This is a genomic window from Salinibacterium sp. 10G20-15, from assembly GCF_057365065.1.
The window spans coordinates 685,231-709,522 of record NZ_CP195118.1; the positions used below are offsets into that span (position 1 = coordinate 685,231).

General features: G+C 61.3%; 18 protein-coding genes, 1 tRNA gene and 1 other RNA gene. 2 read left to right on the forward strand and 18 right to left on the reverse strand.

The window, feature by feature from the left end; genetic code table 11:
* Positions 1–164: 164 nt before the first annotated feature.
* From ACR3YK_RS03230 to ffs, 15 genes are all read right to left on the reverse strand, one after another.
* Positions 165–830, reverse strand: a complete 666-nt coding sequence (locus tag ACR3YK_RS03230) for a thymidine kinase (protein ID WP_486175803.1) — start codon at positions 828–830, stop codon at positions 165–167.
* Positions 830–1,513: a response regulator transcription factor gene (locus tag ACR3YK_RS03235; RefSeq protein WP_486175804.1), complete on the reverse strand. Its 684-nt coding sequence runs from the start codon at positions 1,511–1,513 to the stop codon at positions 830–832. Before ACR3YK_RS03235 ends, ACR3YK_RS03230 begins: the two co-directional genes overlap by 1 nt.
* A complete protein-coding gene (locus ACR3YK_RS03240; protein ID WP_486175805.1) occupies positions 1,500–2,654 on the reverse strand; it encodes a hypothetical protein in 1,155 nt (384 codons plus the stop codon). The genes ACR3YK_RS03235 and ACR3YK_RS03240 overlap by 14 nt, the downstream gene beginning before the upstream one ends.
* Positions 2,651–3,871, reverse strand: a complete 1,221-nt coding sequence (locus tag ACR3YK_RS03245; RefSeq protein ID WP_486175806.1) for a sensor histidine kinase — start codon at positions 3,869–3,871, stop codon at positions 2,651–2,653. Before ACR3YK_RS03245 ends, ACR3YK_RS03240 begins: the two co-directional genes overlap by 4 nt.
* A gap of 138 nt (positions 3,872–4,009) precedes the next feature.
* On the reverse strand, positions 4,010–5,485 hold the full coding sequence (locus ACR3YK_RS03250) for a malate:quinone oxidoreductase (protein ID WP_486175807.1): 1,476 nt from the start codon (positions 5,483–5,485) through the stop codon (positions 4,010–4,012).
* 20 nt (positions 5,486–5,505) lie between these two features.
* Positions 5,506–6,177, reverse strand: coding sequence for an SGNH/GDSL hydrolase family protein (locus tag ACR3YK_RS03255; protein WP_486175808.1), 672 nt, complete (start codon positions 6,175–6,177; stop codon positions 5,506–5,508).
* Between the two features lie 102 nt (positions 6,178–6,279).
* On the reverse strand, positions 6,280–6,969 hold the full coding sequence (locus ACR3YK_RS03260; RefSeq protein ID WP_486175809.1) for an SGNH/GDSL hydrolase family protein: 690 nt from the start codon (positions 6,967–6,969) through the stop codon (positions 6,280–6,282).
* Between the two features lie 41 nt (positions 6,970–7,010).
* A complete protein-coding gene (locus tag ACR3YK_RS03265) occupies positions 7,011–8,075 on the reverse strand; it encodes an aspartate-semialdehyde dehydrogenase (protein ID WP_486175810.1) in 1,065 nt (354 codons plus the stop codon).
* A gap of 89 nt (positions 8,076–8,164) precedes the next feature.
* The gene (locus ACR3YK_RS03270; RefSeq protein ID WP_486175811.1) at positions 8,165–9,430 is read right to left on the reverse strand and encodes an aspartate kinase; all 1,266 of its coding nucleotides are present in this window, start codon (positions 9,428–9,430) and stop codon (positions 8,165–8,167) included.
* Between the two features lie 92 nt (positions 9,431–9,522).
* Positions 9,523–10,122, reverse strand: a complete 600-nt coding sequence (gene recR / locus ACR3YK_RS03275) for a recombination mediator RecR (protein ID WP_486175812.1) — start codon at positions 10,120–10,122, stop codon at positions 9,523–9,525.
* A gap of 3 nt (positions 10,123–10,125) precedes the next feature.
* Entirely contained in the window at positions 10,126–12,363 is a 2,238-nt protein-coding gene (locus tag ACR3YK_RS03280; RefSeq protein ID WP_486175813.1) for a DNA polymerase III subunit gamma and tau, read from the reverse strand.
* Positions 12,364–12,645: 282 nt separating this feature from the next.
* A complete protein-coding gene (locus tag ACR3YK_RS03285; RefSeq protein ID WP_486175814.1) occupies positions 12,646–16,239 on the reverse strand; it encodes an IPT/TIG domain-containing protein in 3,594 nt (1,197 codons plus the stop codon).
* A 262-nt stretch (positions 16,240–16,501) separates the two neighbouring features.
* Positions 16,502–17,623: an acetate/propionate family kinase gene (locus ACR3YK_RS03290; RefSeq protein WP_486175815.1), complete on the reverse strand. Its 1,122-nt coding sequence runs from the start codon at positions 17,621–17,623 to the stop codon at positions 16,502–16,504.
* Complete coding sequence (pta, locus tag ACR3YK_RS03295; protein ID WP_486175816.1) at positions 17,620–19,728, reverse strand: phosphate acetyltransferase; 2,109 nt, start codon at positions 19,726–19,728, stop codon at positions 17,620–17,622. The genes ACR3YK_RS03290 and pta overlap by 4 nt, the downstream gene beginning before the upstream one ends.
* A 39-nt stretch (positions 19,729–19,767) precedes the next feature.
* An RNA gene (gene ffs, locus ACR3YK_RS03300) (signal recognition particle sRNA small type) lies at positions 19,768–19,864 on the reverse strand.
* A 144-nt stretch (positions 19,865–20,008) separates the two neighbouring features.
* Between ffs and ACR3YK_RS03305 the strand changes: the two genes are divergently transcribed.
* Together ACR3YK_RS03305 and ACR3YK_RS03310 are read left to right on the forward strand one after the other, a co-directional pair.
* A tRNA-Ser gene (locus tag ACR3YK_RS03305) sits at positions 20,009–20,093 on the forward strand.
* A 103-nt stretch (positions 20,094–20,196) separates the two neighbouring features.
* Positions 20,197–20,796 carry a hypothetical protein gene (locus ACR3YK_RS03310; protein WP_486175817.1) on the forward strand — a complete coding sequence of 200 codons (600 nt, stop codon included), beginning with the start codon at positions 20,197–20,199 and terminating at the stop codon, positions 20,794–20,796.
* Between the two features lie 81 nt (positions 20,797–20,877).
* On the opposite strand, the gene ACR3YK_RS03315 is transcribed toward ACR3YK_RS03310, so the two are convergent.
* From ACR3YK_RS03315 to ACR3YK_RS03325, 3 genes are all read right to left on the reverse strand, one after another.
* Positions 20,878–21,819, reverse strand: a complete 942-nt coding sequence (locus ACR3YK_RS03315) for a carbohydrate ABC transporter permease (RefSeq protein WP_486175818.1) — start codon at positions 21,817–21,819, stop codon at positions 20,878–20,880.
* A complete protein-coding gene (locus ACR3YK_RS03320; protein ID WP_100389494.1) occupies positions 21,816–22,706 on the reverse strand; it encodes a carbohydrate ABC transporter permease in 891 nt (296 codons plus the stop codon). The genes ACR3YK_RS03315 and ACR3YK_RS03320 overlap by 4 nt, the downstream gene beginning before the upstream one ends.
* Positions 22,707–22,779: 73 nt before the next feature.
* The gene (locus tag ACR3YK_RS03325) at positions 22,780–24,051 is read right to left on the reverse strand and encodes an ABC transporter substrate-binding protein (protein ID WP_486175819.1); all 1,272 of its coding nucleotides are present in this window, start codon (positions 24,049–24,051) and stop codon (positions 22,780–22,782) included.
* Positions 24,052–24,292: the final 241 nt, after the last annotated feature.

The following is a 24,292-nucleotide window of genomic DNA, read 5'->3' on the forward strand; positions in this document are numbered from 1 at the left end:
CGTGACACTTGGCCGACGTAACGCGTCTGGCCCAAGGGATCATTGGCCGCTTAGCCCGCGACACCACCCGTGTGGTCGCCGGCGGCAGCGTACGCTACCTTTTCGACTTCCGACCAGATGACGTTGGCCCCGGCTCAAAGAACACCGCCATCGACCAACAGCACCTAGGAGAAGTCGGCGTCGGGCGCGCTTCCGTAGCTGAACTCGATCTTGGGGCGCCAGCCACTGTTGAGAACGCCGCCGCTCTCCTCGAGATAGCAGGCTCCGCAGAGCGACTGGTAGCCGACATCCACACCGTCGATAGCGACTTGGTCGCCATCGAAGATGAAGTCATCGCCAACGGTGCGCGCATTGAAGACCGCCTTGCGACCACAGCGGCAAATGGTTTTGAGTTCTTCGAGCGAATGCGCAACTTCGAGCAAACGACGGCTACCGGGGAACGCAACGGTCTGGAAGTCGGTACGGATGCCGTACGCCAGCACCGGAACCTTCTCGACGATAGCGATACGCAATAGGTCATCGACCTGAGCCTCACTAAAGAATTGGGCCTCATCTACGAGCAGGCAACTCACGGGCAAGCCGGTCCGCTCAAAGACCTTCGCACGCTCCCGCGCGAAAACGTCGTATACCTCATCGACGGGTGAGATCGTGAAATCTACCTGGCGAGTGACGCCCAGTCGCGACACGATTGCGTTGTCACCCTTGGTGTCGATGTGAGGCTTAGCGAGCAAAACCTGCTGGCCCCGCTCCTCGTAGTTGTACGCCGCCTGCAGTAACGCCGTGCTCTTGCCGCTGTTCATCGCTCCGTAGCGGAAATACAGTTTGCTCATCAGCGTAGAAATCCATCCTCAGCAGCCCGACGAATCAGGTCTGCCTTTTTGCTAGCCGGCCGGTTGGCCTTTGCGTACTTTTCTCGCACTCGCCGCAAGTACGTCTTCGCGGTCTCGTATTGAACGTTCATCCGCTCAGCAACCTGCGGTGTGCTTAACCCAGAAGCGTACAGGGTGAGAGCATCCGCCTCGCCGGCACTGAGCTTCGGCTTGGATTGATCGGCCGAGCCCGAGGGCAACGGGCGCCAGTCGTGCTGCTGCGCCCCCTCCGCTTCGACGCCCATTATCTCGCGCGCGGCATCCATCACCTCGTGCATCGGCAAAGACTTCGACAGGAAGGTTGCGGCACCGGCCGCGAGGGCGCGGTCGCGAGCCTCTCGACTATCGAGGCTTGAAAGCACGATCACCTTTGCCCCTGCTGCGCGACACGTGCGCACGCGTGCCTCAATAGAGACCGGTTCCTTCAGCTGGAAATCCAGAAACACCAACTCCGTCGGAAACTTGTCACTGTGCACAAGCTCGAGCCACGTACTGGCTGTGAGCACGACGTCGAAATCGGGCGCGTTATTGGTGATCCAGCTGTTGAGGCTGTCGAGCAGCACCTCGTGATCGTCCAAGATCGCGAGTCGAATCGGCGGACGGTCACCAAGGTGAGCGCTGAGGTGGGTCTCAGGGGGTGTCATACGTGAACCTAACGGTGAGGAAGGGCGAGCGATAAGAAATATTCAATCCAGTGAAAACTACGCGCAACACAGCGATGTAGGGTGCAAGTGTCGACCGCCACGAGGACTCGTTAGAGCCGACGCTTCCCGTCACCGTAATCTCTGCGCCAGTGGAGGTTTTTTCGATACGGAGCCGCACGGTTTCTGCAATGAGATCGGTGCCCGAAGCAACCGCGAGCACCGCTGCTCTCAGCGCCGTGCGTTGATTCGGAGTCATTGCGGCCGCCAGCCGATGGGGGTCCTGAACGCGTCGCCCATCGTCAAGTGCACCAAAAGAGGTCGCGACGACAGACTCGAGCCAGCTGCGGTTCACCTCGGTAACCATGAGGCTACGAACGGATTCGGAGTACGCTGCCGCACGCGTGCGGTCTTCGGGAGTCACAATCCCTCGTTGCGCGAGCTCCGTGAACAGCGGAACAATGTCGCGATTGAGAATCGTGACCCGATCTTGCTGAACAGAACGGGCCACGCTGTCGTGCTCACGGTCCAACTGCCGGCGCGCTGCCCTCCGTGCGCGCGCTTCCCACCGTTTGTGGGTGCTTGCGAGCGAACGAGCGAACGCGGCTCCCCCGAGCGACATCGTCAGCACCGGCGTCATTGTGTATAGCACCACGATCATCGCTGGCGCTTCGACGTTTGTTACTGACGATTGCACGAGTCCGATGAAGCCGGTGAAGATAGCGGCGACGATCCCGACAGTAGCGAGTTCAGCAACGGGCCGATACGGGGCGAGAGCCATGCACGTAACGCCAATGACAAGTGGTCCCCAAAAATCCGTGAGCAGTGCGCCACGCTCTCCAAGGGAGGCCGAGCTCAGAGCGAACGCGATGATGAGCAAACTAACGGTCAGTGCGTGCAGACCACCGCTGAAGGGTGGACGAATCGGGCTTGTCGTTACGATATACAGCGCTGCCGATGCGGCAATAAAGAACAGTGCCGCGGCAGCCAAGAACGGTTCCTCGATGTGATCGGCACGGTTCACGGTCACGATGACGCTGAAGACCAAGGTACCGACCACAGCGACGATTCCTGCGGGGCGGCCGTCGAGTGTGCCTAAGGGGTCGAGCTGCTGAACGGTGGTGGTATCGACAATTGATCTCACTCGGCCACCGCCCGGGAGAGCGCAGGCTGGTTCGCTGAGGTAGGAACTCTAATCATCACCGAAGTACCGAATCCGGGAGTCGACCAGACCTGAACCGTTCCCGACACAAGCTCGATGCGCCGCCGCACGGACTGGCGGAGCCCCAAACGGTCTTGGCCCGTCTCTGCCTCATGGAAGCCTTTTCCGCTGTCAACAACCAGCACGCTCACCTCATCGGCAGAGCCAAAGACGGCGACCTCGGCCTGCATGGTGCCTGCGTGATTAATCACGTTCACTAGGCACTGCTTGACGGCAGGGCCCAGGGCCGCGGCGGCTCGCGCATCCAGCGAAGAAAGAGCTGCCAGGTCGCCCGTGACTTCAACCGCCAGCTCCAGCGCTCGAGCCTCTCTGATCGCCGCGTACAGTGAACTACGTTGCCAGTCGAACCGAGAGTCGTCTGCATCATCAGAAACCGCAGTGGAGAGCCATTCCTCCCCGATAAGAACTTCAAGATCACGCTCGATCTCGCGTTGAAGCTGCTCACTCATTGCCCCAAACGGCGCATGTGCAATTGCAGCCAGATGGCTAAGCACAGTGTCGTGCATCACCGCAGCGGAGGTAGCCTCGATGCCGTAGCGAAGGCTCGCAAACTCATCATCGCGCGCAGCCCGATGCAAATGAGACTGCACCCTTCGCACACCGCGTTGGCTCAACCGAAGGATGAACAACACGACGATCACCGCGACATACGTGATGTAAGCGGTCGGGTGCAACTGCGGGTCACCACTGAGTTGCCATGCTGCCAAGGCGTAGGCACTCTGGGATGCAATCAGGCCGAGTGAGACCCACGCCACGCTCCACACCACGCTATGGGCAGCACCCCCCACCAGCATGAGCCCAATAGTCGGCATGTGCAGGAGATAGTCACCGATCGGGCCCAAGGGACTGAGCTGGGAAACCACCGTCAGGGTGTACCAATACATTGCCGGAGCACCGATCACAAGATGCGCCACGGTGAAGAACATGGTGCGATAGCGGTTGACGAGAGAGACAGTGATCAGCATCGGCACTAGTGCGAGAGTCGCCGGCCAGATCGCCATACTGATATCGCTTGCTTGCAGGCTGATGGTGGCAAGCAGAGCGATGCTGAAGCACACGAACGCCACCCTGTTGATGGTGCGTGCGAAGGCACGGCTCACGCTCTCCTTGCGCAGGTGAGCAGGCAGGCCGATAGACATGCGTGCTCCCCTTCGCCGGCGTGCAGATACAACTGCTCCAGTATGGCAGCATTCGGGGTACGCGGTGTACCCCGCAGTCGGGGTACGTTTAGTCCGATCGCCGGCTAATCAGGGTACAAAATGGCGGGTGTTGCCGAGCTATGGGTGAATGTGAAGCGTCTTCGCCGTGCGCTCAAGAGTGGCCTGAGCGAGCTCGGGCGAATCAGAGAGCTGCTGACCGAAGCTCGGGACCATCTTTTTGATCTTCGGACGCCAGTCGTTCATGCGTTCGGGGAAGCACTTTTCGACGAGCCCGAGCATGATCGGCACAGCCGTTGATGCTCCCGGTGATGCGCCAAGAAGACCCGCGATGGTGCCGTCAGCCGACGAGACAACCTCGGTACCGAACTGCAAGACACCGATCTTCTTCGGGTCTTTTTTCATGACCTGCACACGCTGTCCGGCGGTAATGCGGTACCAATCCTCTGGCTTCGCGTTGGGCACAAACTGCTTGAGCTCCTCGAACTTAGTCTCGGGGCTCGCCAGGAGCTGGCTCACCAAGTACTTGACGAGAGAAAGGTTGCTGATCCCGGCCGCGACCATTGGCAGTAGGTTGTGCCAACGGATCGAAGCGAACAGATCGAGAACAGAACCGGTCTTCAAAAACTTGGGGCTGAATCCCGCATACGGACCGAACATGAGGCTGCCCGTGCCGTCAACGACGCGAAGGTCGAGGTGAGGAACAGACATGGGCGGCGACCCCACGGCCGCCTTACCGTAGACCTTGGCGCTATGCGCGGCAACGATTTCAGGGTTGTCGGTGCGCAGGAACTCGCCACTGACGGGGAAACCGCCGAAACCGCGGATCTCTTTGATGCCTGACTTTTGCAACAGGTTGAGGGCGTAACCGCCGGCGCCCACGAACACGAAGCGCGCGTTGATGGTCTCCGCCGGTGTTCCCCCAACATCGTGGCGGAGCTTGAGATCCCACGAGCCGTCACGCTGGCGCTTGAGGTTCTTGACCACGATTCCGGTGCTGAGCTGAGAACCCGACTCGACAAGGTTGTCGATGAGGTAGTTCGAGAGCGCGCCGAAGTCGACGTCGGTACCCGAAGGAATAAACGTCGCAGCAACCGGCTCCGATTTTCGGCGACCTGGCATCATCAGCGGCGCCCATGTGTGAATCACAGCGGGATCTTCGCTGTACTGCATGCCAGCGAAGAGCGGGTGGTCCTTGAGAGCGTCGAATCGCTTGCGCAGGTATTCGACGTTGGTTTCTCCCCACACGAAGCTCATGTGCGGAGTGGGATTGATGAACGAGCTTGGCTCAGGCAGGGCGCCTTCATCGATGAGGTACGACCAGAATTGGCGTGATACCTGGAACTGCTCGTTGACCTTCACCGCGCTCGAAATTTCGATCGAGCCATCGCTCTTGTGCGGGGTGTAGTTCAGCTCGCATAGCGCGGAATGTCCCGTGCCAGCGTTGTTCCACGGGTTCGAACTCTCTTGGGCCAAGTCACCCAAGCGTTCGAAGATCTGAATTTCCCAGTCCGGCTGCAGTTGCTTCAACAGCGTTCCGAGGGTGGCACTCATAATTCCGCCGCCGATAAGCGCGACGTCGACGGTTTTCTTCACACCACCACTTTAGCCGCCTGTTAGAGCCCTAACGTACGAAGAGCCTGATCCATCTGGGTTGCCATCGCGGCGTAACCGTCGTCGTTGGGGTGCAGCCCATCGTTGGCCATCCACTCGGGGTGTCCTTCGATCCAGTGTGAGGCTCCTGAAATGTAGTCAGCACCGCTGGCAGCGGCCGCGGCTTCGACCCACGAGATGATGGTCTCTACCGAGTCGGGTCGCTCATCCGTGTACCAGAAGGGCTCAACAACAACGAAGCGAGCGTTGGGCAGCGCCGTCGTCAGGCGATCGAAGTCCTCAGTAATTTGGCTGTGGATGTCGTTTGCTCGCGTACCGAAACTGAAGTTGTCATTCAGGCCCATCGTCACAAATACGATGTCAGGGTCATCCGCGATTATCTGGCTAGGGAGGTCGCCGTCACCGAAGGTCGTGCGATTGTTGATGAACCCCAAGCCGTTGACGCTCGGATTGAACTCACTCCAGTCGCGTTGCTCACTCACGACAGTGGACCAGCGATTGTTGCGATCTGACGCACCCGTTCCGAGCGTGTAGGAGTCACCGTAGAAAGCGACGCGCACGTCGTTCGGATCGCGCTCAACCGGAGGTTCAGGCGTGCTGCACGCCGCGAGGCCGAAAGATGCGGCGACGACAATGGTCGCGGCAATCGTGCGAGTAACCGAATCGAACTTCATACGAGAAGTTCGGTGCGGCCAGTCAGAACGATAGGCCGCACCCGCGACCTTCACCGCAGGGCGCAGGGCGCAGGGCGCAGGGCGCAGGGCGCAGGGCGCACACTACAGCCCGAGAATGCGCAGTTCGCGTGTCATCTGAGCGGCGATCGCGGCGTGACCGGCGTCGTTAGGGTGAAGGTTGTCGATCGCCATCCACTCGGGATGCGCATCTAGCCAGTGTGACGCTCCCGCTATGTAGTCAGCGTCAACAGCAACGGCGGCGTCGTGAACCCACGAGATGATGATCTCAACCGAGTCTGGTCGCTCGCTCGTGAACCAGAACGGTTCAACGACGATCAGTCGAGCGTTAGGCAACCCGATGGTGAGCCGCCGAAAGTCGCTCACAATCTGATCGGGAAGTTCGTCGGCGAAAGTGTCGTAGGTGAAATTGTCATTCAACCCCAGAGTGACAATCACAATGTCGGGCTCGGCCGCGATGATGATACTGGGCACATCACCGGTAGAGAACAACTCACGCTTTCTCATGAACCCTAAGCCGCTCACGCTCGGGTTGATTTCCTCCCACTGAAACTTTTCGCTTACCAGAGTCGACCAACGCAGGCTCTCGTCGGAAGCACCAACTCCGCGAGTGTAGGAGTCTCCGTAAAACGCGACCCGGGGAGTCTCAGTTTCGGCCGCAAGAACGGTGACGGCCGTAGTCTCTTCAGGAACCTGCGCGCACGAGGAAAGCCCGAGGGCGATTGCCGTCACGACGGCCACCCCAAGGGCGCGTAGTACTGATTCGGGTCTCATGAAGCTGGTTCGTAGTCATACCAGGCTGCACATTACTCCGCTTAGAGAGCAGCCTGCGCAACCAGCTTAGCCGCGACGAGTTCTGCAATCTGCACCGCGTTGAGAGCGGCGCCCTTGCGCAGGTTGTCGTTGCTGATGAACAGCGCGAGACCGCGACCGTTCGGCACGCCCTCATCCGTACGGATGCGACCCACAAAGCTGGGGTCGGCACCGGCGGCTTCGAGAGGTGTCGGGATGTCGCTGAGACTCACCCCCGGAGCATCCGCCAGCAGTTCCGTGGCACGCTCGGGGCTCAAGGGCTTACTGAACTCCACGTTGATCGACAGCGAGTGGCCGGTGAAGACGGGAACGCGAACGCACGTGCCGCTCACCAGAAGGTCGGGCAGTTCGAGAATCTTGCGGCTTTCGTTGCGCAGCTTCTTCTCTTCGTCGGTCTCATTGAGGCCGTCGTCGACGATGCTGCCGGCGAGTGGAACCACGTTGAAGGCAATGTTCTTGGGGAACTTATTGGGGGCGGGCATCGAGACGGCAGCGCCGTCCTCAACGAGCCCCATCGCGTTCTGCGACACCGCAGCCGCAGCCTGCTCGAGCAGTTCTTCGCCACCGGCAAGGCCTGCGCCCGATACGGCTTGGTAGGTGCTGACGATCAGGCGCTCAAGGCCAGCTTCGGCATCCAGCACTTTCAACACGGGCATCGCTGCCATCGTGGTGCAGTTCGGGTTCGCGATGATGCCCTTGACGGCTTGGTCGATCGCGTGCGGGTTGACCTCGCTGACGACCAAGGGAACCTCGGGATCCATACGCCACCCCGACGAGTTATCGATGACGGTGACACCGGCAGCCGCGAAGCGCGGTGCCTGAGCCTTCGAGGTCGTCGCTCCCGCCGAGAAAATCGCAACGTCAAGACCCGTGGGGTCGGCAACAGCGGCATCTTCAACGGTGATCTGCTCACCCTTGAACGGCAAAGTCGTGCCAGCGCTGCGCGATGACGCGAAATAGCGAATCTCCGCTACCGGAAAATCACGCTCTTCGAGCAGACGGCGCACAACCGCGCCGACCTGACCGGTCGCTCCCACAACACCGATACGGATGCCTGCATTACCCATGAAAACCTCTACCTACAGTTTGTGTTCGGCAACACTAGCGCCGAACGGCCCAATCTACGACAAGCGGTGGCCAAGAGACCAACGAGAAACTAGCGGCCCGTGCCTGCGTGAACGACAGCCTCTTCGTCACCATCGAGCCCGAAAGCGGTGTGAACAACGCGAACCGCCTCAGCGACAGTGTCGGCACGCGTCACGACAGAAATACGAATCTCACTCGTGGAGATCATCTCCATGTTGATGCCAGCCTCGAAGAGCGCCGTGAACAGTCGAGCCGACACTCCGGCGTTGGTGCGCATACCGCCACCGACAACCGAAAGCTTTCCGATCTGGTCGTCGTGCTGGAGCGACTCGAAGCCGACTTCTTCTTGACGGAAGGTCAGCGCACGCAGCACGTCTTCGGCATCCGATTTCTTCAGAGTGAAGGAGATGTCGGTGCGACCCGTGGATGCCAGAGAAACGTTCTGGACGATCATGTCGATGTTGGCATTGGCCGAGGCCACGATCGTGAAGATCTCGGCGGCCTTGCCGGGAACGTCAGGAACCCCTACCACCGTGATCTTCGCTTCGCTCAGATCGGAGGCAACACCTGTAATGATTGCTTCTTCCACGCTCTCTCCATCCTTCGGATTGACCACTAACGTGCCCGTGTTGTTGTTGAACGACGACCGCACGTGAATTGTGACACCATGGCGGCGTGCGTATTCCACGGCACGCACATCAAGAACCTTGGCGCCCGCCGCAGCAAGCTCCAACATCTCTTCACTCGTGACAATGTTGACTTTGCCGGCCGACCTCACGATGCGGGGGTCCGCCGTAAAGATTCCGTCAACATCGGTGTAAATCTCGCAGGTTTCAGCACCGAGGGCGGCAGCCAGAGCTACCGCGGTGGTGTCCGAACCTCCGCGACCGAGGGTTGTGATGTCACCGGTGCCTCGGTTAAAGCCTTGGAAGCCAGCAACGATGGCAATAGCGCCGTCGTCGAGAGCTTCTTTAACGCGGCGCGGAGAAACCTCCACAATGCGCGCCGCGCCGTGTTGAGCATCCGTAACCATGCCGGCCTGGCTGCCGGTGTAGCTGCGAGCGTCTACGCCCAAACTCTTGATCGACATTGCCAAAAGCGCCATCGAAATTCGCTCGCCGGCGGTCAACAGCATGTCGAGCTCGCGGCCCGTGGGCACCGGCACTACCTGCTCGGCGAGATCGAAAAGTTCGTCGGTGGTGTCGCCCATGGCCGAGACCACTACTACAACGTCGTTTCCCGCTTTGCGAGTCTCGACGATGCGCTTTGCGACGCGCTTGATACTCTCAGCGTCGGCAACGGACGAGCCACCGAACTTCTGAACGATGAGGCTCATTGTTCTCCTGAAGCTTGCGTTTGCGGGCAGCCACTGCCCGAAGTGCGAGTCTAACGGTGCACACACACCCGGCGAACTTCGTTACGGGAGTGCTAGTTGTCGATCGATCGACGACCTTCGAATGCGCGACCCAGCGTTACCTCATCGGCGTATTCCAGATCTCCACCGACCGGAAGACCGGAGGCGAGGCGAGAGATTCGAAGGTTCGGTTGAACGAGAAGCCGCGTGAGGTAGGTCGCGGTTGCTTCACCTTCGAGATTGGGGTCGGTCGCGATGATGACTTCTGTGACGACACCGTCAGCCAACCGGCCCAGCAGCTGTTTGATACGCAACTGGTCAGGGCCGATTCCGTCGATAGGGCTGATGGCCCCACCCAGTACATGATACAGGCCGTGGAATTCCCGAGTGCGCTCGATGGCGACGACGTCTTTTGCCTCTTCTACGACACAGATCGTGGCCGGCGAGCGGCGCGCATCGCGGCAAATCGCACACGTTTCTTGCTCGGTGACATTGCCGCAGATTGCACAGAAGTGAACCTTGTCGCGGATGTCATTGAGCAGTTCCGCCAGCCGTCGAACATCGAAACTTTCGGTCTGCACAATGTGGAAAGCGATTCGTTGCGCCGACTTGGGCCCGATGCCGGGGAGCCGACCGAGTTCGTCGATCAGTTCTTGAACAATTCCGTCGTACACGGCTTACTCGTCTCTCGGCTGGGGCACCACTTGTGGTGCCACGTTCTGCTCTTCGATAAAGGTGGCGTTCAACAGTTCGCGAACCACTGCTTCGCCATAGCGAGAACGATCCATTTGAGCGGCAGTCGCCGACATGTGAGCTCGAGCCTGCGACTCCGGGGGCGCCGGTGGCGCTGCAGCTGCGGCCGCTGCTAAACGATCGACCGCAGGTCCCGTGTTGCTCTGCTGAGCGCGCTGCGCTTGCTGCTTCACGGTTTCGTGAGCGGCTGCGGCACCGCGCGGTGCTGACGGGTCGATCTCAGGTTCTGGCTCGGATTCCGGGATAGCGGCTACAGCCCATCCCCCGGGCTCACGATCTTCGGCCGGCGCAGGTTCCTCAGGCTCGGGGCCTTCGTCGACGGCGGGAGCCGTCTGCTGCGGAGCACGGGAGGGAGCCGAGGGCTCGGTCGGTGCCGCCGTGGGGCGCGAGTCGTGACTCGGCGCTGCCGGAGCAGCGGCCGCGGGCGGGCCGGCGGGAGGCGCAGACGGCGCTCCCTCGACCTTGGCGATGAATGCGGGCTCGAAACCGAGCACGTGCACGAATGCCTTCTTGAGGTAGTCACCGACACCTTCACCGGGTGCGCTTCGCTGCTTGAGGGCTTCGACATCCCGTTCGCTCGGGAACGAGAGCACCAAAATCTTGTCATCGCGCAACTCGAGCGGCTTGGCGGTGAAGACAACCATCCACGCCGAACGCTTGAGCGTCTCGACAACTTCGAGAATCTCTGGCCAGGCATCTTTCACCTGCTGGATCGACACGGGAGTCGTACGAGGCGCAGCCGGCGCCGAAAGGCCCGAGTTGGCGGTCGGAACCGGAGCGGATGCCGGGGCTGGCTCTGCTGCCGGAGCTGCAGGAGCCGTAACTGGCGTCGCACCAGCGCCGCGCTCGCTCGCCGGCACCGAGGCCGGTGCAGCGCTCGGTGCCGAGGCAAGAGGTGCAGGAGCAACCGAAGGCGCGGGAGCCGCCGCACGCGCGGCCGGCGCGGCAGCACGAGGCGCTGCAGGCGGCGTCGACGCCGCAGCACCCGATCCGTCGCCTTCAATACCGATACGGCGCTCAAGGCGCTCCACACGAGCAAGAGCACCGCGCTGGGTGTCATCACTGGCGGGCACCATAATGCGGGCAACCATGAGTTCAAGATGCAATCGCGGCGACGTCGCACCGGTCATGTCAGAGAGAGCCGCATTGATCACGTCGGCTGCTCGTGAGAGTTCTGCAGCGCCCAGAGTCTGCGCTTGCTGGCCCATACGCTCGAGCTGGTCGTGCGGGATGCCGCGAAGAACTTCGGCAGCGCTGCCCGCGGTGGCGGCCACGACGATGAGGTCGCGCATCCGCTCAAGCAAGTCTTCGACGAAACGACGGGGGTCTTGACCGGTCTGGATCACGCGGTCGACCGACGAAAATGCGGCACCGGCATCGCCAGACCCGAGCGCATCAATAACTTCGTCGAGGAGTTCAGCGTGGGTGTACCCGAGCAGCGCAACGGCGCGCTCGTAGCCAACGGTTGCGGTGTCGGAGCCTGCGATGAGCTGGTCGAGCAGCGACAACGTATCGCGCACAGAACCACCACCGGCACGCACGACGAGCGGCAGCACTCCCGGCTCGACCGTCACGCTTTCGCTCTCACACAGTTGCTGAACGTAGTCGAGCATCTGGGCGGGCGGAACCAAACGGAACGGGTAGTGATGGGTGCGCGAACGAATCGTGCCAATCACCTTGTCGGGCTCGGTAGTCGCGAAGATGAACTTCACGTGCTCCGGCGGCTCTTCAACGATCTTGAGCATCGCGTTGAAGCCCTGAGGCGTCACCATGTGCGCCTCGTCGAGAATGAAGATCTTGAAACGGTCGCGGGCCGGGGCGAACACGGCGCGCTCACGCAAGTCACGGGCATCCTCAACACCGTTGTGGCTTGCCGCGTCAATCTCGACAACATCAAGCGATCCGCCACCATCACGCGACAGCTCAACACACGACGCACACACACCGCACGGAGTGTCGGTCGGGCCCTCGGCACAGTTAAGACAGCGCGCCAAAATGCGGGCGGATGTCGTCTTGCCACACCCACGCGGACCACTAAACAGGTACGCATGATTGACCCGATCGGTGCGCAACGCTGTGCGCAGCGGATCGGTCACTTGAGATTGGCCGATGAGTTCAGCAAAAGTCTCGGGCCGGTATCGGCGATATAAGGCAGCAACCACGCCCCTAGCGTAGTCGTGCCCGCTGACGATCCCAACGCGCGGTGAGCGAACAGACGCAACCCGCACTCATCTCAAAGTTGTGCGAATTCGACCAAACCATAGCGGCGACCGCCCCGAATCATCTCTGGTCGGTTGGTTTCCGACCACAGCCACACCTGATCCGTGGCAAGCGTTACCCGAATAGACGTGCAGGGCCAACCCGGGGGGTGGGAAAACCCTGCACGCACTTAGCTCTCGAAGCGAGTGATTGGGTGGCAGCGCTCCAGTACGCTGCCACCCTATTCACGCCCGGTGGCGACCGGTAGGGCGTCGAGAAATCATGAGCAGTCCGCCGGCGCCGATGAGCGCGATAGCGAGCCACGCAACGTGGTAGCCGGACGAACCGGTGAAGGCGAGTCCGTCATCCGCAGCCGCTAGCGTGGTGAGTTCGAAGGTGAAGCCGGGCGTGCTGACCTCAAGTGCGCCCGATGCGACCATCGCTGGAACCCACATTGCTTCGTGTTCCGGTGTGACCACGGTGGCGACGGTGTCGCTCAGTACTGTGAAGTTGGAGCCCCACACAGCACCAAAACGGGCTCCGGTAGCGGTCGAGAATCCGGTTCCCCGAAGCGTCACGAGAGTGCCACCATCATCGGGGCCGACCAGAGGCGTCATCGACATGACGACGGGCGTTACGACGTAGGTGAAGTCGCCGCCTTCAGCATCGCCGTTCGGATGCTCGACCACCACTGCCGCGTCACCCGCTGCATGAGCTGGCGTCGTGACGGTGATCTCGGTGTCACTCACGACTGTGAACGACGTTCCGGCATCCCCATCGAAGGTCACTCCCGTGGCCCCGGTGAAGCCGGTTCCCGTGATGGTGACTTCCGTGCCGCCAGCCAAAGGACCAGCTGTCGGAGTCAGGTCGCTGACGCTGGGGTTTGCGAGGAACGTGAAGTCGCCCGCCGCGGCGTTTCCGCCCGCGTGCTCCACGACGACCGCAACCGCGCCGGCCGCGTGAGCCGGGCTGGCAACGGTGATCTCGGTGTCGCTCACGACCGTGAACGACGTTCCGGCATCCCCGTCAAAGGTCACTCCGGTTGCCCCGGTGAAACCGGTGCCCGTGATCGTCACCGCCGTTCCGCCAGCAACAGGTCCGACGACCGGGGTCACATCTGAGACAGTCGGTGCCGCCACGTACGTGAAGTCGCCTGCGTTAGCGTCGCCAGCGGGGTGCTCCACAACGACAGCAGCAGCGCCCTCCGAACCAGCCGGAGTAGTGACGGTAATTTCGGTGTCACTCACGACCGTGAACGAGGTGCCGTCATCCCCATCAAAAGTGACGCCCGTTGCCCCGGTGAAACCGGTGCCCGTGATCGTGACAGTAGTACCTCCAGCCAGCGGACCTTCATCTGGGGCGATTGAGGATACGGTCGGCGCAGCCTGGTAGCTGAACTCACCCGGCGCCGAATCAGAGGGTGTGTTCTGCACGATGACGTCAACCACACCGACACTATGCGCCGGAGTGGACACCGTGATCTCGGTGTCACTCACGACGGTGAACGATGTTCCGGCATCCCCATCGAAGGTGACCCCCGTTGCCCCGGTGAAGCCCGAGCCGGTGATGGTCACGGCAGTTCCTCCAGCGACTGGGCCAATGTTCGGTGACAGCGAGGAGATGATGGGCGCTGCGGTGTAGGTGAAGTTACCTGCCGCAGCGTTTCCAATCGGATGCTGCACAACGACCGCAATGGTTTCTGCAGCATGCGCGGGGCTCGAGACGGTGATCTCGGTGTCACTCACGACGGTGAACGATGTTCCGGCATCCCCATCGAAGGTGACCCCCGTGGAGCCCGTGAAACCGGTACCTGTAATCGTCACTTCGGTGCCGCCCGCGAGCGGTCCCTCGGTCGGCGTCAGGTCTGAGACGGTTGGAGCTCCGCGGTACGTGAACGTGGCGGGAGCTGAATCACCGGTTGCGCGTTCAACAATCAGGTCGACAGCGCCCAGGGCATGTGCCGGGCTCGTCACCGTAATTTGAGTGTCGCTGTCGACGGTGAAGGACGTGCCATCGGTTCCGTCAAAGGTGACGCCCGTGGCACCCGTAAATTCAGAGCCGGTGATCGTCACTACAGTGCCACCCGCGATCGGGCCGAAGTCCGGAGCGATGGACGAAATGAGCGGCACCGGTGTGTAAGTGAACTCGGCAGCATCCGAAGCACCCGCGGGATGTTGGATGATCACATCGACGTCGCCCGCAGCATGCGCGGGGCTCGTCACGGTGATTTCGGTGTCGCTCACGACAACGAAATCTGTGGCTGCGACGCCGTCGAAAGTGACGCCGGTTGAGCCTCCGAAATCGGTTCCCGTGATCGTGACCGCGGTGCCACCCGTTGCCGGTCCGCTCGTGGGGTCGACATCGGTAATTGCGGGGCGCACACCAACGCGATTCGGGCCAACAGCCGAGCGCGCGATATCCAACTCAAGAAGACTGGCTACCGGCCCCTGCGCAAGCAGCCCCACCCGAAGCGCAGTCTCTACAAACTGTTGATTGGGCGCGGTTCCGACGAGTTCTTGATTGTTGATTGTGATCGCCAGCACTGTTTCTAGCGCAGAGAACACTGGCGAGAGCGCAGTGATGACAGGGGTGACGACGCCCGATTGCAATCCGGCAATGAAGATCTGTAATGCCGCCGTGTTCGGGTTGAGGAGGTTACTCACGAGAGGGGCGACCACTCCACCGACAACAGCCGTCGTCAGCGCGGAGACATTCAGGGCGCCGAGCGCCGTTACACCGATAGCCCCCGATGAGCTCGCTAGCTCGGCGAGAGTGCCCTCCACGCTCACGCTGACGAGAGGAATAACGCCGAGGCCGAGGTTGACACCGAGGTTGACCTCGATGTCGACTTCAGCGGCGTCGAGCGCTGCGGTTACGGCATCCTCGACGTTGTCAGCGAATTGGCCAACCAGAGTGGTGACGGATGCCGTGATCACGGTCAGTTCAGCAGCAGTGAGCACAGAAGTGTTTGCCGGTTGCCCCGACAGTGAACCGCCCTTCAGCTCGGCAAGATCGATCGTGATCTCCCCGGTCGCGAAGTCGATCGTGACGGCGTCCGATGTCATGGGGGTATATAGCGGCGCGAGCGCACTGGGAAGGTCGAGGGCCACGCTTGCCGACGTGCCCGTGACAGAAACGAGCCCGAGCGAGTCCAACGTGCTCACCGCCACGGTGGAGACTGCACCAACGAGAGAACCGCCAGGACCCGCCACCGCATCAACAGCGCCGGATAGGGTCCCCGCCAGCCCATCGACCGTGGAGCTCACTCCGGCAACGGTGTCGCTCGTGAGCTTGAGGTCAGCGCCGACGATTTCATAGCTACCGGTCGCCGCCGCTGGCGCAGCTGCCGCAGCACGCGAGCTCGTGGCCCCAATATCAAGGGAGAGCGCCGCCACCTCTGCTGCGAGCCCTGATTCCAATGCTTCACCAAGCCCAAGAGCGATCGTCGAGGGTCGATCACTGGGATCGAAGAGGGCGACTCCGACGTCGCCGGTCGCATTGACCAGTCCGGTCGCTGCGACCGAACTTCCGTCGTTTGCCGCCTGAGAGAAAGCGCTCAACACTCCGACATCTTCCAAAGCAATAGGCACACTGATGCTGCCGGGAATGTCAGACACGGCCGTAAGCGCCGCCAAGGCATCGGTATCGATTTGAAGCGCTTGAGTACCGTCGTTCGCCGCAGAAGCAGCGCCGAGAAGGGAAAGCTGGCCTGCCGTGAGGCCACCGAGCAAACTACCCGAAAGATACACCGACTCGGCGAGGGAATCGTCACCCGCAATTGCGTGTGCTGGCGCTCCGGCTGCGAATACGGAGAGTGCCACCAACCCGGTGAGAGTCACAGAAGAAACACCGCCGCGAAGGGCGCGTGAATTACTGCGCGCTCGATTGCCCAGCCTAAAAAGTGGTTCCCGAAAAACCATGATGCCCCCCCTGATCGCACGGCCGCGGTGCAGTACGCCAACAGTCTCAACTCGAGTAGTGGTGAGCTACTCGCAGGGTGGTGAGCCCAACGTTGAAACCGCCCGAATACGGCCTCGACTCCACAATAAAGGCTCTCCGGAGAACAGAACAAGAGTCCACAACGGGGGACAGAAAAACGGTCTATCGGGTTACAGCTTCAACTGACTCTCGTGCTATCTGCAGTTCCTCGTTGGTGGGGATCACGAGAACCTTCACGGGTGAAGCGGATGCCGACACCACGCGTTCGTCTCGTCGCGCTTCAGAGTTGGCTGCGGCATCCATCACGATGCCGAAGGACTCGAGCCCTTCGACGGTGGCCAAGCGGGTGTTCGCATTGTTCTCGCCAACGCCGGCGGTGAAGACGATTGCGTCAGCGCCACCCAGCGCCACGAGGTACGCCCCGAGGTAGTGACGAAGACGGTGGTAGTAGACCGCGAGCGCCGCCTGCGCACGCTCGTCGCCAGCATCCGCCTTCGATTGCACGTCGCGCATATCGCCCGTGCCGGTCATGCCGAGCAGGCCACTCTCGCGATTGAGAAGGTGGTCGAGCCCGGGGAGATCCATGCCCGAGCGGCCCAAGTGAAAGAGTGCGCCGGGGTCGATGTCGCCCGAGCGCGTACCCATCACAAGGCCTTCCAACGGTGTCATTCCCATTGAGGTTTCGACACTGCGCCCGCCGTCGATGGCGCAGACCGAAGCGCCATTACCGAGGTGGAACACGATCAGCTTGAGATCAGCGAGATCCTTGCCCAGAACGGCAGCGGCCCGTTCCGCGACGTAGCGGTACGAGGTGCCGTGAAAGCCGTAACGTCGGATGCCGTGCGTGCGAGCCAACTCGGTGTCGATCGCGTAGGTGTACGCCTTGGCCGGCAACGTGCCGTGGAACGCGGTATCGAAAATCGCGACGTGAGGCACCGTGGCGAACGTGGCGCGCGCAGCTCGAATGCCTTTGAGGTTGGCCGGGTTGTGCAGCGGGGCCAGCACCGAAATCTCCTCGAGGCGATCCTCTATTTCGTCGGTAATGACGGTTGCGGCGGTGAACTCCGCTCCCCCATGAACTACACGGTGGCCGACAACGGCCGGATGCTCGTCGCCGAGCTCCGCCAGAATCTGACGCATGCCGTCGTCGTGGTCCGCGGCTCCGCCGCCGGGTTCCCCGATGCGTTCCACGATGCCGCCGCTATAGACGGAACCGGACTCGGCATCCAACAGCTCCCACTTGATGGATGACGAACCAGAGTTCACGACGAAGACGGTGGTCATGCTTGCTCCTGCTTCTCAGCCGCGACGGCCTGTGCCTGGATAGCGGTGATCGCCACGGTGTTCACGATGTCTTGCACGAGCGCTCCTCGCGAGAGGTCGTTGATGGGCTTGCGCAGGCCCTGAAGCACGGGCCCGATTGCGACGGCGCCCGCACTTCGCTGCACAGCCTTGTAGGTGTTGTTTCCCGTGTTGAGATCGGGGAACACGAAGACCGTGGCACGGCCAGCCACCTCAGAATCGGGCATCTTTGACTTGCCGACCGCGGCGTCCACGGCGGCGTCGTATTGGATGGGGCCGTCGACTGCGAGGTCGGGGCGACGTTCGCTCACCAGAGCGGTCGCAGCGCGTACCTTGTCGACATCCGCGCCGCTGCCCGAGGTTCCGGTGGAGTACGAGAGCATCGCGATGCGCTGGTCAATTCCGAATTGGGCTGCCGTGGCGGCTGACGAGATCGCGATGTCGGCGAGCTGGGCGGCATCCGGGTCGGGGTTCACAGCACAGTCGCCGTAAACCAGCACACGATCTTCGAGACACATGAGGAACACGCTCGACACAATCGACACATCGGGCTTCGTCTTGATGATCTCGAAGCTGGGGCGAATCGTATGCGCCGTGGTGTGCGCAGCGCCCGACACCATGCCGTCGGCGAGACCCAAATGCACCATCATCGTGCCGAAGTACGACACATCGGTCACGGTCTCGCGGGCGACATCCATCGTCATTCCCTTGTGGGCTCGCAGCTTCACGTATTCGGTAGCGAAACGGTCGCGTAGTTCTTCATCGAAGGGGCTCAGGATGCTCGCGCCCGAGATATCGAGTCCGAGCTCAGCCGCACGCCCCCGCACTTCGCCCTCGTCCCCGAGAATCGTGAGCTTGGCCACGCCTCGACGCAGCAGCGTGCTCGAGGCGCGAAGGATGCGGTCGTCGCTGCCCTCGGGCAACACAATGTGCTGCGGGCGTTGGCGGGCACGATCAAGCAGGCCGTACTCAAACATGAGCGGCGTCACGACCGTGGGCGGATGCAAGTCGAGGCGGCGCATGAGCTCGGCGGCATCCACGTGCTGTTCAAAGAGCGCGAGCGCAGTGTCGAACTTTCGCGGCGACTCCGCAGCCAAACGACCGCGGGTCTTCGTGATGATGCGGGCCGTGTCGTACGTGCCGAAGGAGGTGCGGATGACCGGCAGCGCCACATCCAAACCGTCCATGAGGCGCTCGATCTGCGGCAACAGGTCGAAACCACCGTTCAGGATGATGCCCGCCAGTGACGGGAACGTCTCCGAGGCGTGCGCCATCAGCGTCGCGAGCAACACATCCGAGCGGTCGCCGGCAACCACCACGACCGAGCCCTCGATGAGACGCAGCAGCACGTTCTCCATCGTCATGCCGGCCACAACGACGCCGAGTGCTTCACGCTGCAGCAGGTCAGCGTCACCGCGCAGCAATTCGCCATCGACAGCGGCCAATAGCGAGCCAAGGCTCGGAGCAATAAGGAAGGGGTCTTCGGGGATAGCCCAGACCGGAGTATCGTCGCCGACCGCAGCGCTCACTCCCCCGATGATGTCGTCGAGATGATCGGGGTCTGACCTATTAACTACAACGCCGACCAATTGGGCGTGAGCGGCATCCAACTCTTGATGAGCGATCGAATAAACCTGAGCCATGTCGGCGGGGCTGCGGCTCTCGCCATCCTCCGACTGACCGCCCAAGACCAGGAGCACCGGCGCACCGAGGTTCGCGGCGACGCGCGCGTTGTACGACAGCTCAGTGGGGCTGCCGACATCCGTGTAGTCAGAGCCAACGATGACAACAACATCGCACTGCGCCTCGACGGCCTTGAAGCGTTCGATGATGCGACTGAGCGCGAGATCGGGATCAGCGTGAACATCGTCGTAGCCAACACCGACGGCATCGTCGTAGCTGAGGTTGACGGCTTCGTGACCGAGCAGCATCTCTAAGACGTAGTCGCGCTCATCACTCGTGCGCGCAACCGGACGAAACACCCCCAACCGTTGTGCTTCACGGCTGAGCGTGTCGAGCAGACCGAGGGCGATCGTGGACTTGCCGGCGTGACCCTCGATGGAAGTGATGTAAATGTTCCGCGTCACAGCTTCAGCCTACGCGTCGAACATGCTGATCAGCACAAAAGAAAAGACCCCTCGCGCACCCGCCAGAGCCCGGTTACCCTTGCTACGTTTCCGTCCTGGGGGAGTTGGCCTGGATGGCGCCACGCGAGGAGCCGCCTCCAGTCTACCCACAATCAGAACGCTGTTGCGCGCCCTCGTTGCTCCCCTAATTCACAGTAATTGCCGCGCCGATTACCGCTGAACCCCCGACCCCGTTATGATCACTTGAGGTTGTTTGCGCTCAGGCGTGTTCAACTTGCCAGGAGAATTCGCCTAGTGGCCTATGGCGCACGCTTGGAAAGCGTGTTGGGTGCAAGCCCTCGGGGGTTCGAATCCCCCATTCTCCGCACTTGAAGGCTGATGTCGCACGGCGCAAACGGACGAAAGGGATTGCCGTTGTCACGGAACAGCAATCCCTATGACTTGTCGTCGCGCGACCCTCGCCAGCGAGTGACACCGCCTCGCAGCCTTTTCCGCCGTGGCGTCATCGCAGGCCTCGCCTTCCTCGGGCCCGTTTTCGGCGTGCTCTACATCATTGTTCTCCCCGATGGGCCTTGGCTTGCGGTCGTGATCACCCAGATCGTGGCCATCCTTGTGGCAGTCGGCGCGATCATCGCCTACTTTCGCATTGGCATCTGGTTCTCCCCTGACGCCCCCATCATCAGCGAGCGAGGCTTTTTCGGTCGCACCGTGCACTTCGCACAAGCGGATGCCAGATACATGCTTCTTGCCGAGGTGTATACGAGTGACGGCCTAGAGTCGCGGCCCACACTTGCCGTCATGGGAGCCGACAATCGTCGCCTCCTCCGCATGCGCGGCCAGTACTGGTCTCCCGAACACTTCGATCAGGTCGCCGCCGTGTTCTCCGTACCCACTACCCGGATTCCGGGTACCGTCTCGACGGGCGAAATCCGCGAAGACTACCCCGAATCTTTGTACTTCTTCGAACGGCATCCGACCGCCTTTATCGCAGTCGCTATTGGCGCTACCGCAGCCACCGCGGCGATCTTGATGGTCGCGCTGACGTACCTACGCTCGCTCGGCGCCTAGCCTTTTCGCCAACGACTAAAGCCGCGCCACCCCTCCGCCGAAGCGAAATAGGATGACGCGGCTTCGTGCCGTAGGGGGAACTTAGCTCTTGACCGAGCCGCTCATCAGTCCACCAATGAAGTACTTGCCGAGCACGATGTACACGACGAGGGTCGGAAGCGAGGCAAGCAACGCTCCCGCCATCGCGGCACCGTAGTTGGCCAATTGCGCGCCCTGAGCGAGGTTGTTGAGCGCGAGCGACACGGGCCCCTCGTTCTGGTTCGACAGGAACAGCGCGAACAGGAAGTCGTTCCAGGCCGAGGTGAACTGCCAAATGATCGTGACCACAAAGCCGGGAAGCGAGAGCGGCAAGACGATGCTGCGGAACGTACGCAGCATCCCTGAACCGTCCATGCGAGCAGCTTCCATAAGCTCGTGAGGGATGCCGGCGTAGTAGTTGCGGAAAATCAACGTACAGATTGGCAAACCGTAGATCACGTGCACCACCAACAGGGTGGAGACGTCGCTCGGCAATCCGAGGCTCGTCTTCATCTGTACGAGCGGCGTCATGATCGCCTGGTACGGAATGAACATTCCGAAAAGGATGAACGTGAACACGACGTCGGCGTAGGGGAAGCGCCAGCGGGCGAGAACGAAACCGTTCATTGCTCCGAGGAACGACGCGATCAGTGCGGCGGGAATGGCGAGCAAGAACGTGCGACCGATGGATGCCGAGAGGGCGTTCCACGCGAGTGCCCAGTTGTCGAAGCCGGTAGGTCCGCCCTCGAAGGCGGGTTCCCATGGCCAGCGAACCGGCAGCCCCCACGAGGTGGCGGGGTTGACATCCTGCGGTGGCTTGAGGCTCGTAACGATCAGTACGTACACGGGCATCAATACGATGATCAAGAACAGCAGCAGGAGAACGTACTTGGCGGTGCGAGTCATCCCGGCGCGAACGCGCACTGACGACTGTTGCGGCATTCCCGACAGGCGCGAAGTTTCGGTTGAGCCGGGCTTCTTTTCGAGTCCAGTGCTGACACTCATCCTTGCCTCTTCTCTGCGCGAGCGGTGTAGATCAGGTAGGGAACGATCACGACGGCAACGAAGAGCAACAGAATTGTCGCGATCGTGGCTGATTTGGCGTAGTCGTTCGAGGTCAAGGCAACCCACAGGTAGGTTGCGGGAACCTCGGTCTGGTAGATCGACTTCGTGATCGCCATGATGAGGTCGAAGACCTTGAGCGACATGTGGCCCACGATGATGAGGGCGGAGAGAGCGACGGGGCTCAACTGCGGGAAGATCACGTAGCGGTAAAGCTTCCACTCGGTCGCGCCATCCATGCGGGCTGCTTCACGCAACTCTTCAGGGATGCCACGGAAGCCCGAGAGGAACAGTGCCATAACGTAACCGGCGAGCTGCCAAATGGCGGGCAGTGCGATGGCGGCCATGCCCCAACCTGGTTCGTTCCACCAGGAGTTCTGGAGAAAGTCCAGCCCCAGGTTTTCGAAGACTCGATTGAGTCCGGATGCCCGATCACCCTCAGCACTGTTGAGCAACCAGCGCCACACGACGCCGGAGGCCACGAACGAGATCGCCATGGGGAACAGGAACACCGAGCGGAAGACGCCCTCTGCGGTGACGCCCTTGTCGAGCATCCATGCCCACAAGAATCCGAAGATCATGGTTCCACCGATGAAGAAGACGGTGAAGACACCGAGGTTCTGCAGCGAGTGGATGAAGCGCTCTTCAGCGAAGAGGGCGAAGTAGTTGTCGAGTCCAACGAACTCGGTTGCCGGAACCAGACTGTTCCGGTTGCTGAGTGACACCGAGATGTTGGCGCCAATCAGGCCGTACACAAAGATGCCGAGAACGACGATCGTCGGGGCAATCAGTAGGAGCGGCGGCCCCCAGTTTTTGTATCCTTTTTTCACGCGCGAGCTCCTCGGTTTGCACGGTAGTGGGTGGGGGCGCGTGCCCCCACCCACCGCTATCTCGTGGTGCTAGTTAGCCCTGAGCCTTGTCAGCTGCGGCAACGAGGCCGGAGAGCAACGAGGCTGCGTCGCGGTCAGCGCCGAACTTACCGATAGCCGAAGAGATGTCTCCCGACCAGGCAATGCTGGCTGCTGCGCCGTGAGCAAGCGAGCTCACGACGGTGTCTTCACCGAAGGAGGTGATGGCGGTCTGCTGGTACGCGGGGTAGTCAGCGGCAACCGTGTCCGTGCGGGCCGGGATCGAGCCCTTAGCGAGGTTGAATGCCTTCTGGCCTTCAGCGGAGCTAATCGTCGTCAGCCAGTCAACGGCAGCTGCTTCGTGCGGAGCACCAACAGCGAGAGTGAACGAGTCGGCGAGGAAGTCGAAGACTCCGTCGGTACCGGGGGTTGCCCAGGTGGTGTACTCGTTGTCATAGGTCCAGCCAGCCTGTTGGAAAGCAGACTCGGCCCAGTCACCCATGACGTTGTACGCAGCGTTGCCATCGAGAACGATCTGCGTTGCAGCATCCCAGTCGAGGCCAGCGAAGTCGCTGTTGGCGTACTCGAGCAGCTCGCCGTAGTGGCCGATTGCAGTTTCTACGCCAGCGTCGTCCCATGAGGTGTCGCCGGTCCACAGGCCCGAGTAGCCCTCAGCGCCAAGATCAGCGATGAGTACGTTTTCGAAGAGCTGCATCTGAGTCCACTCGGTACCGAGCGCGAGAGGAGTCTCGACTCCGGCGTCCTTGAGCTTCTTCAGGTCAACGAGCCAGGCGTCGATGTCTGCGGGAGCGACCATCGGGTCGATTCCGGCATCCTCGAGCACCTGAGTGTTGGCCCAGACGACGTTGGCACGGTGGATGTTGCTGGGCACGGAGTAGATGGCGCCATCAACTGTGATGCGCTCGATCAGACTCTCGGGGAAGACGTCGGTGAGACCGTTCTCTTGGTAGAACGAGCTGAGGTCCTGCAGTTGACCGGCGTTGATGTAGTCAGTGAGCTCTGCTCCGGCGTGAGCCTGGAACGTGTCCGGCGGGTCATTCGACTCGAGGCGTGACGCAAGAGCTGCTTTGGCGTTCGAGCCGGCGCCGCCAGCGACCGAGGCATTGATGAACTCGATGTCGGGGTACTGCTCGTTGAAGACTCCAACGAGAGCGTCGAGGCCGACCTTCTCAGATCCTGAGGCCCACCAGGTGAATACCTCAACCTGGTCAGCGTTGTCGGGGTCTGAGCTAGGGGTGCTCGAGCAGCCTGCAAGAACGAGGCCTAAGGCCACCGCCCCTGCGATAATGGAAAGTGGCTTACGCATTCTGTGTTCCTCCATTGGAAAGTGAGTGCTGTTCCGTTCAAGAAGTGAATCGGACGTACATCAGTAAAGTGCCTCACCCTTGGGTTTGACAAGTGAACGCAGCAGATTTCTTTGCAATTGGTTGGTTACGATTTGGCAACAGCGACGCTGCGGCGACACGACTCCCGACACCCGTTCCCGCGGTGAGACGCGCAAAAACCCCGTAATTACTGGGAAGTAGCGGCCGGTGGCGGAGCTTCTC

Bases quoted from the DNA above. Each gene is read 5' to 3' on its own strand.
- ACR3YK_RS03230 (WP_486175803.1), bottom strand. From the start codon at position 830: ATGAGCAAACTGTATTTCCGCTACGGAGCGATGAACAGCGGCAAGAGC.
- ACR3YK_RS03235 (WP_486175804.1), bottom strand. From the start codon at position 1,513: ATGACACCCCCTGAGACCCACCTCAGCGCTCACCTTGGTGACCGTCCG.
- ACR3YK_RS03245 (WP_486175806.1), bottom strand. From the start codon at position 3,871: ATGTCTATCGGCCTGCCTGCTCACCTGCGCAAGGAGAGCGTGAGCCGT.
- ACR3YK_RS03255 (WP_486175808.1), bottom strand. From the start codon at position 6,177: ATGAAGTTCGATTCGGTTACTCGCACGATTGCCGCGACCATTGTCGTC.
- ACR3YK_RS03260 (WP_486175809.1), bottom strand. From the start codon at position 6,969: ATGAGACCCGAATCAGTACTACGCGCCCTTGGGGTGGCCGTCGTGACG.
- ACR3YK_RS03265 (WP_486175810.1), bottom strand. From the start codon at position 8,075: ATGGGTAATGCAGGCATCCGTATCGGTGTTGTGGGAGCGACCGGTCAG.
- ACR3YK_RS03270 (WP_486175811.1), bottom strand. From the start codon at position 9,430: ATGAGCCTCATCGTTCAGAAGTTCGGTGGCTCGTCCGTTGCCGACGCT.
- ACR3YK_RS03290 (WP_486175815.1), bottom strand. From the start codon at position 17,623: ATGACCACCGTCTTCGTCGTGAACTCTGGTTCGTCATCCATCAAGTGG.
- ACR3YK_RS03315 (WP_486175818.1), bottom strand. From the start codon at position 21,819: ATGAGTGTCAGCACTGGACTCGAAAAGAAGCCCGGCTCAACCGAAACT.
- ACR3YK_RS03325 (WP_486175819.1), bottom strand. From the start codon at position 24,051: ATGCGTAAGCCACTTTCCATTATCGCAGGGGCGGTGGCCTTAGGCCTC.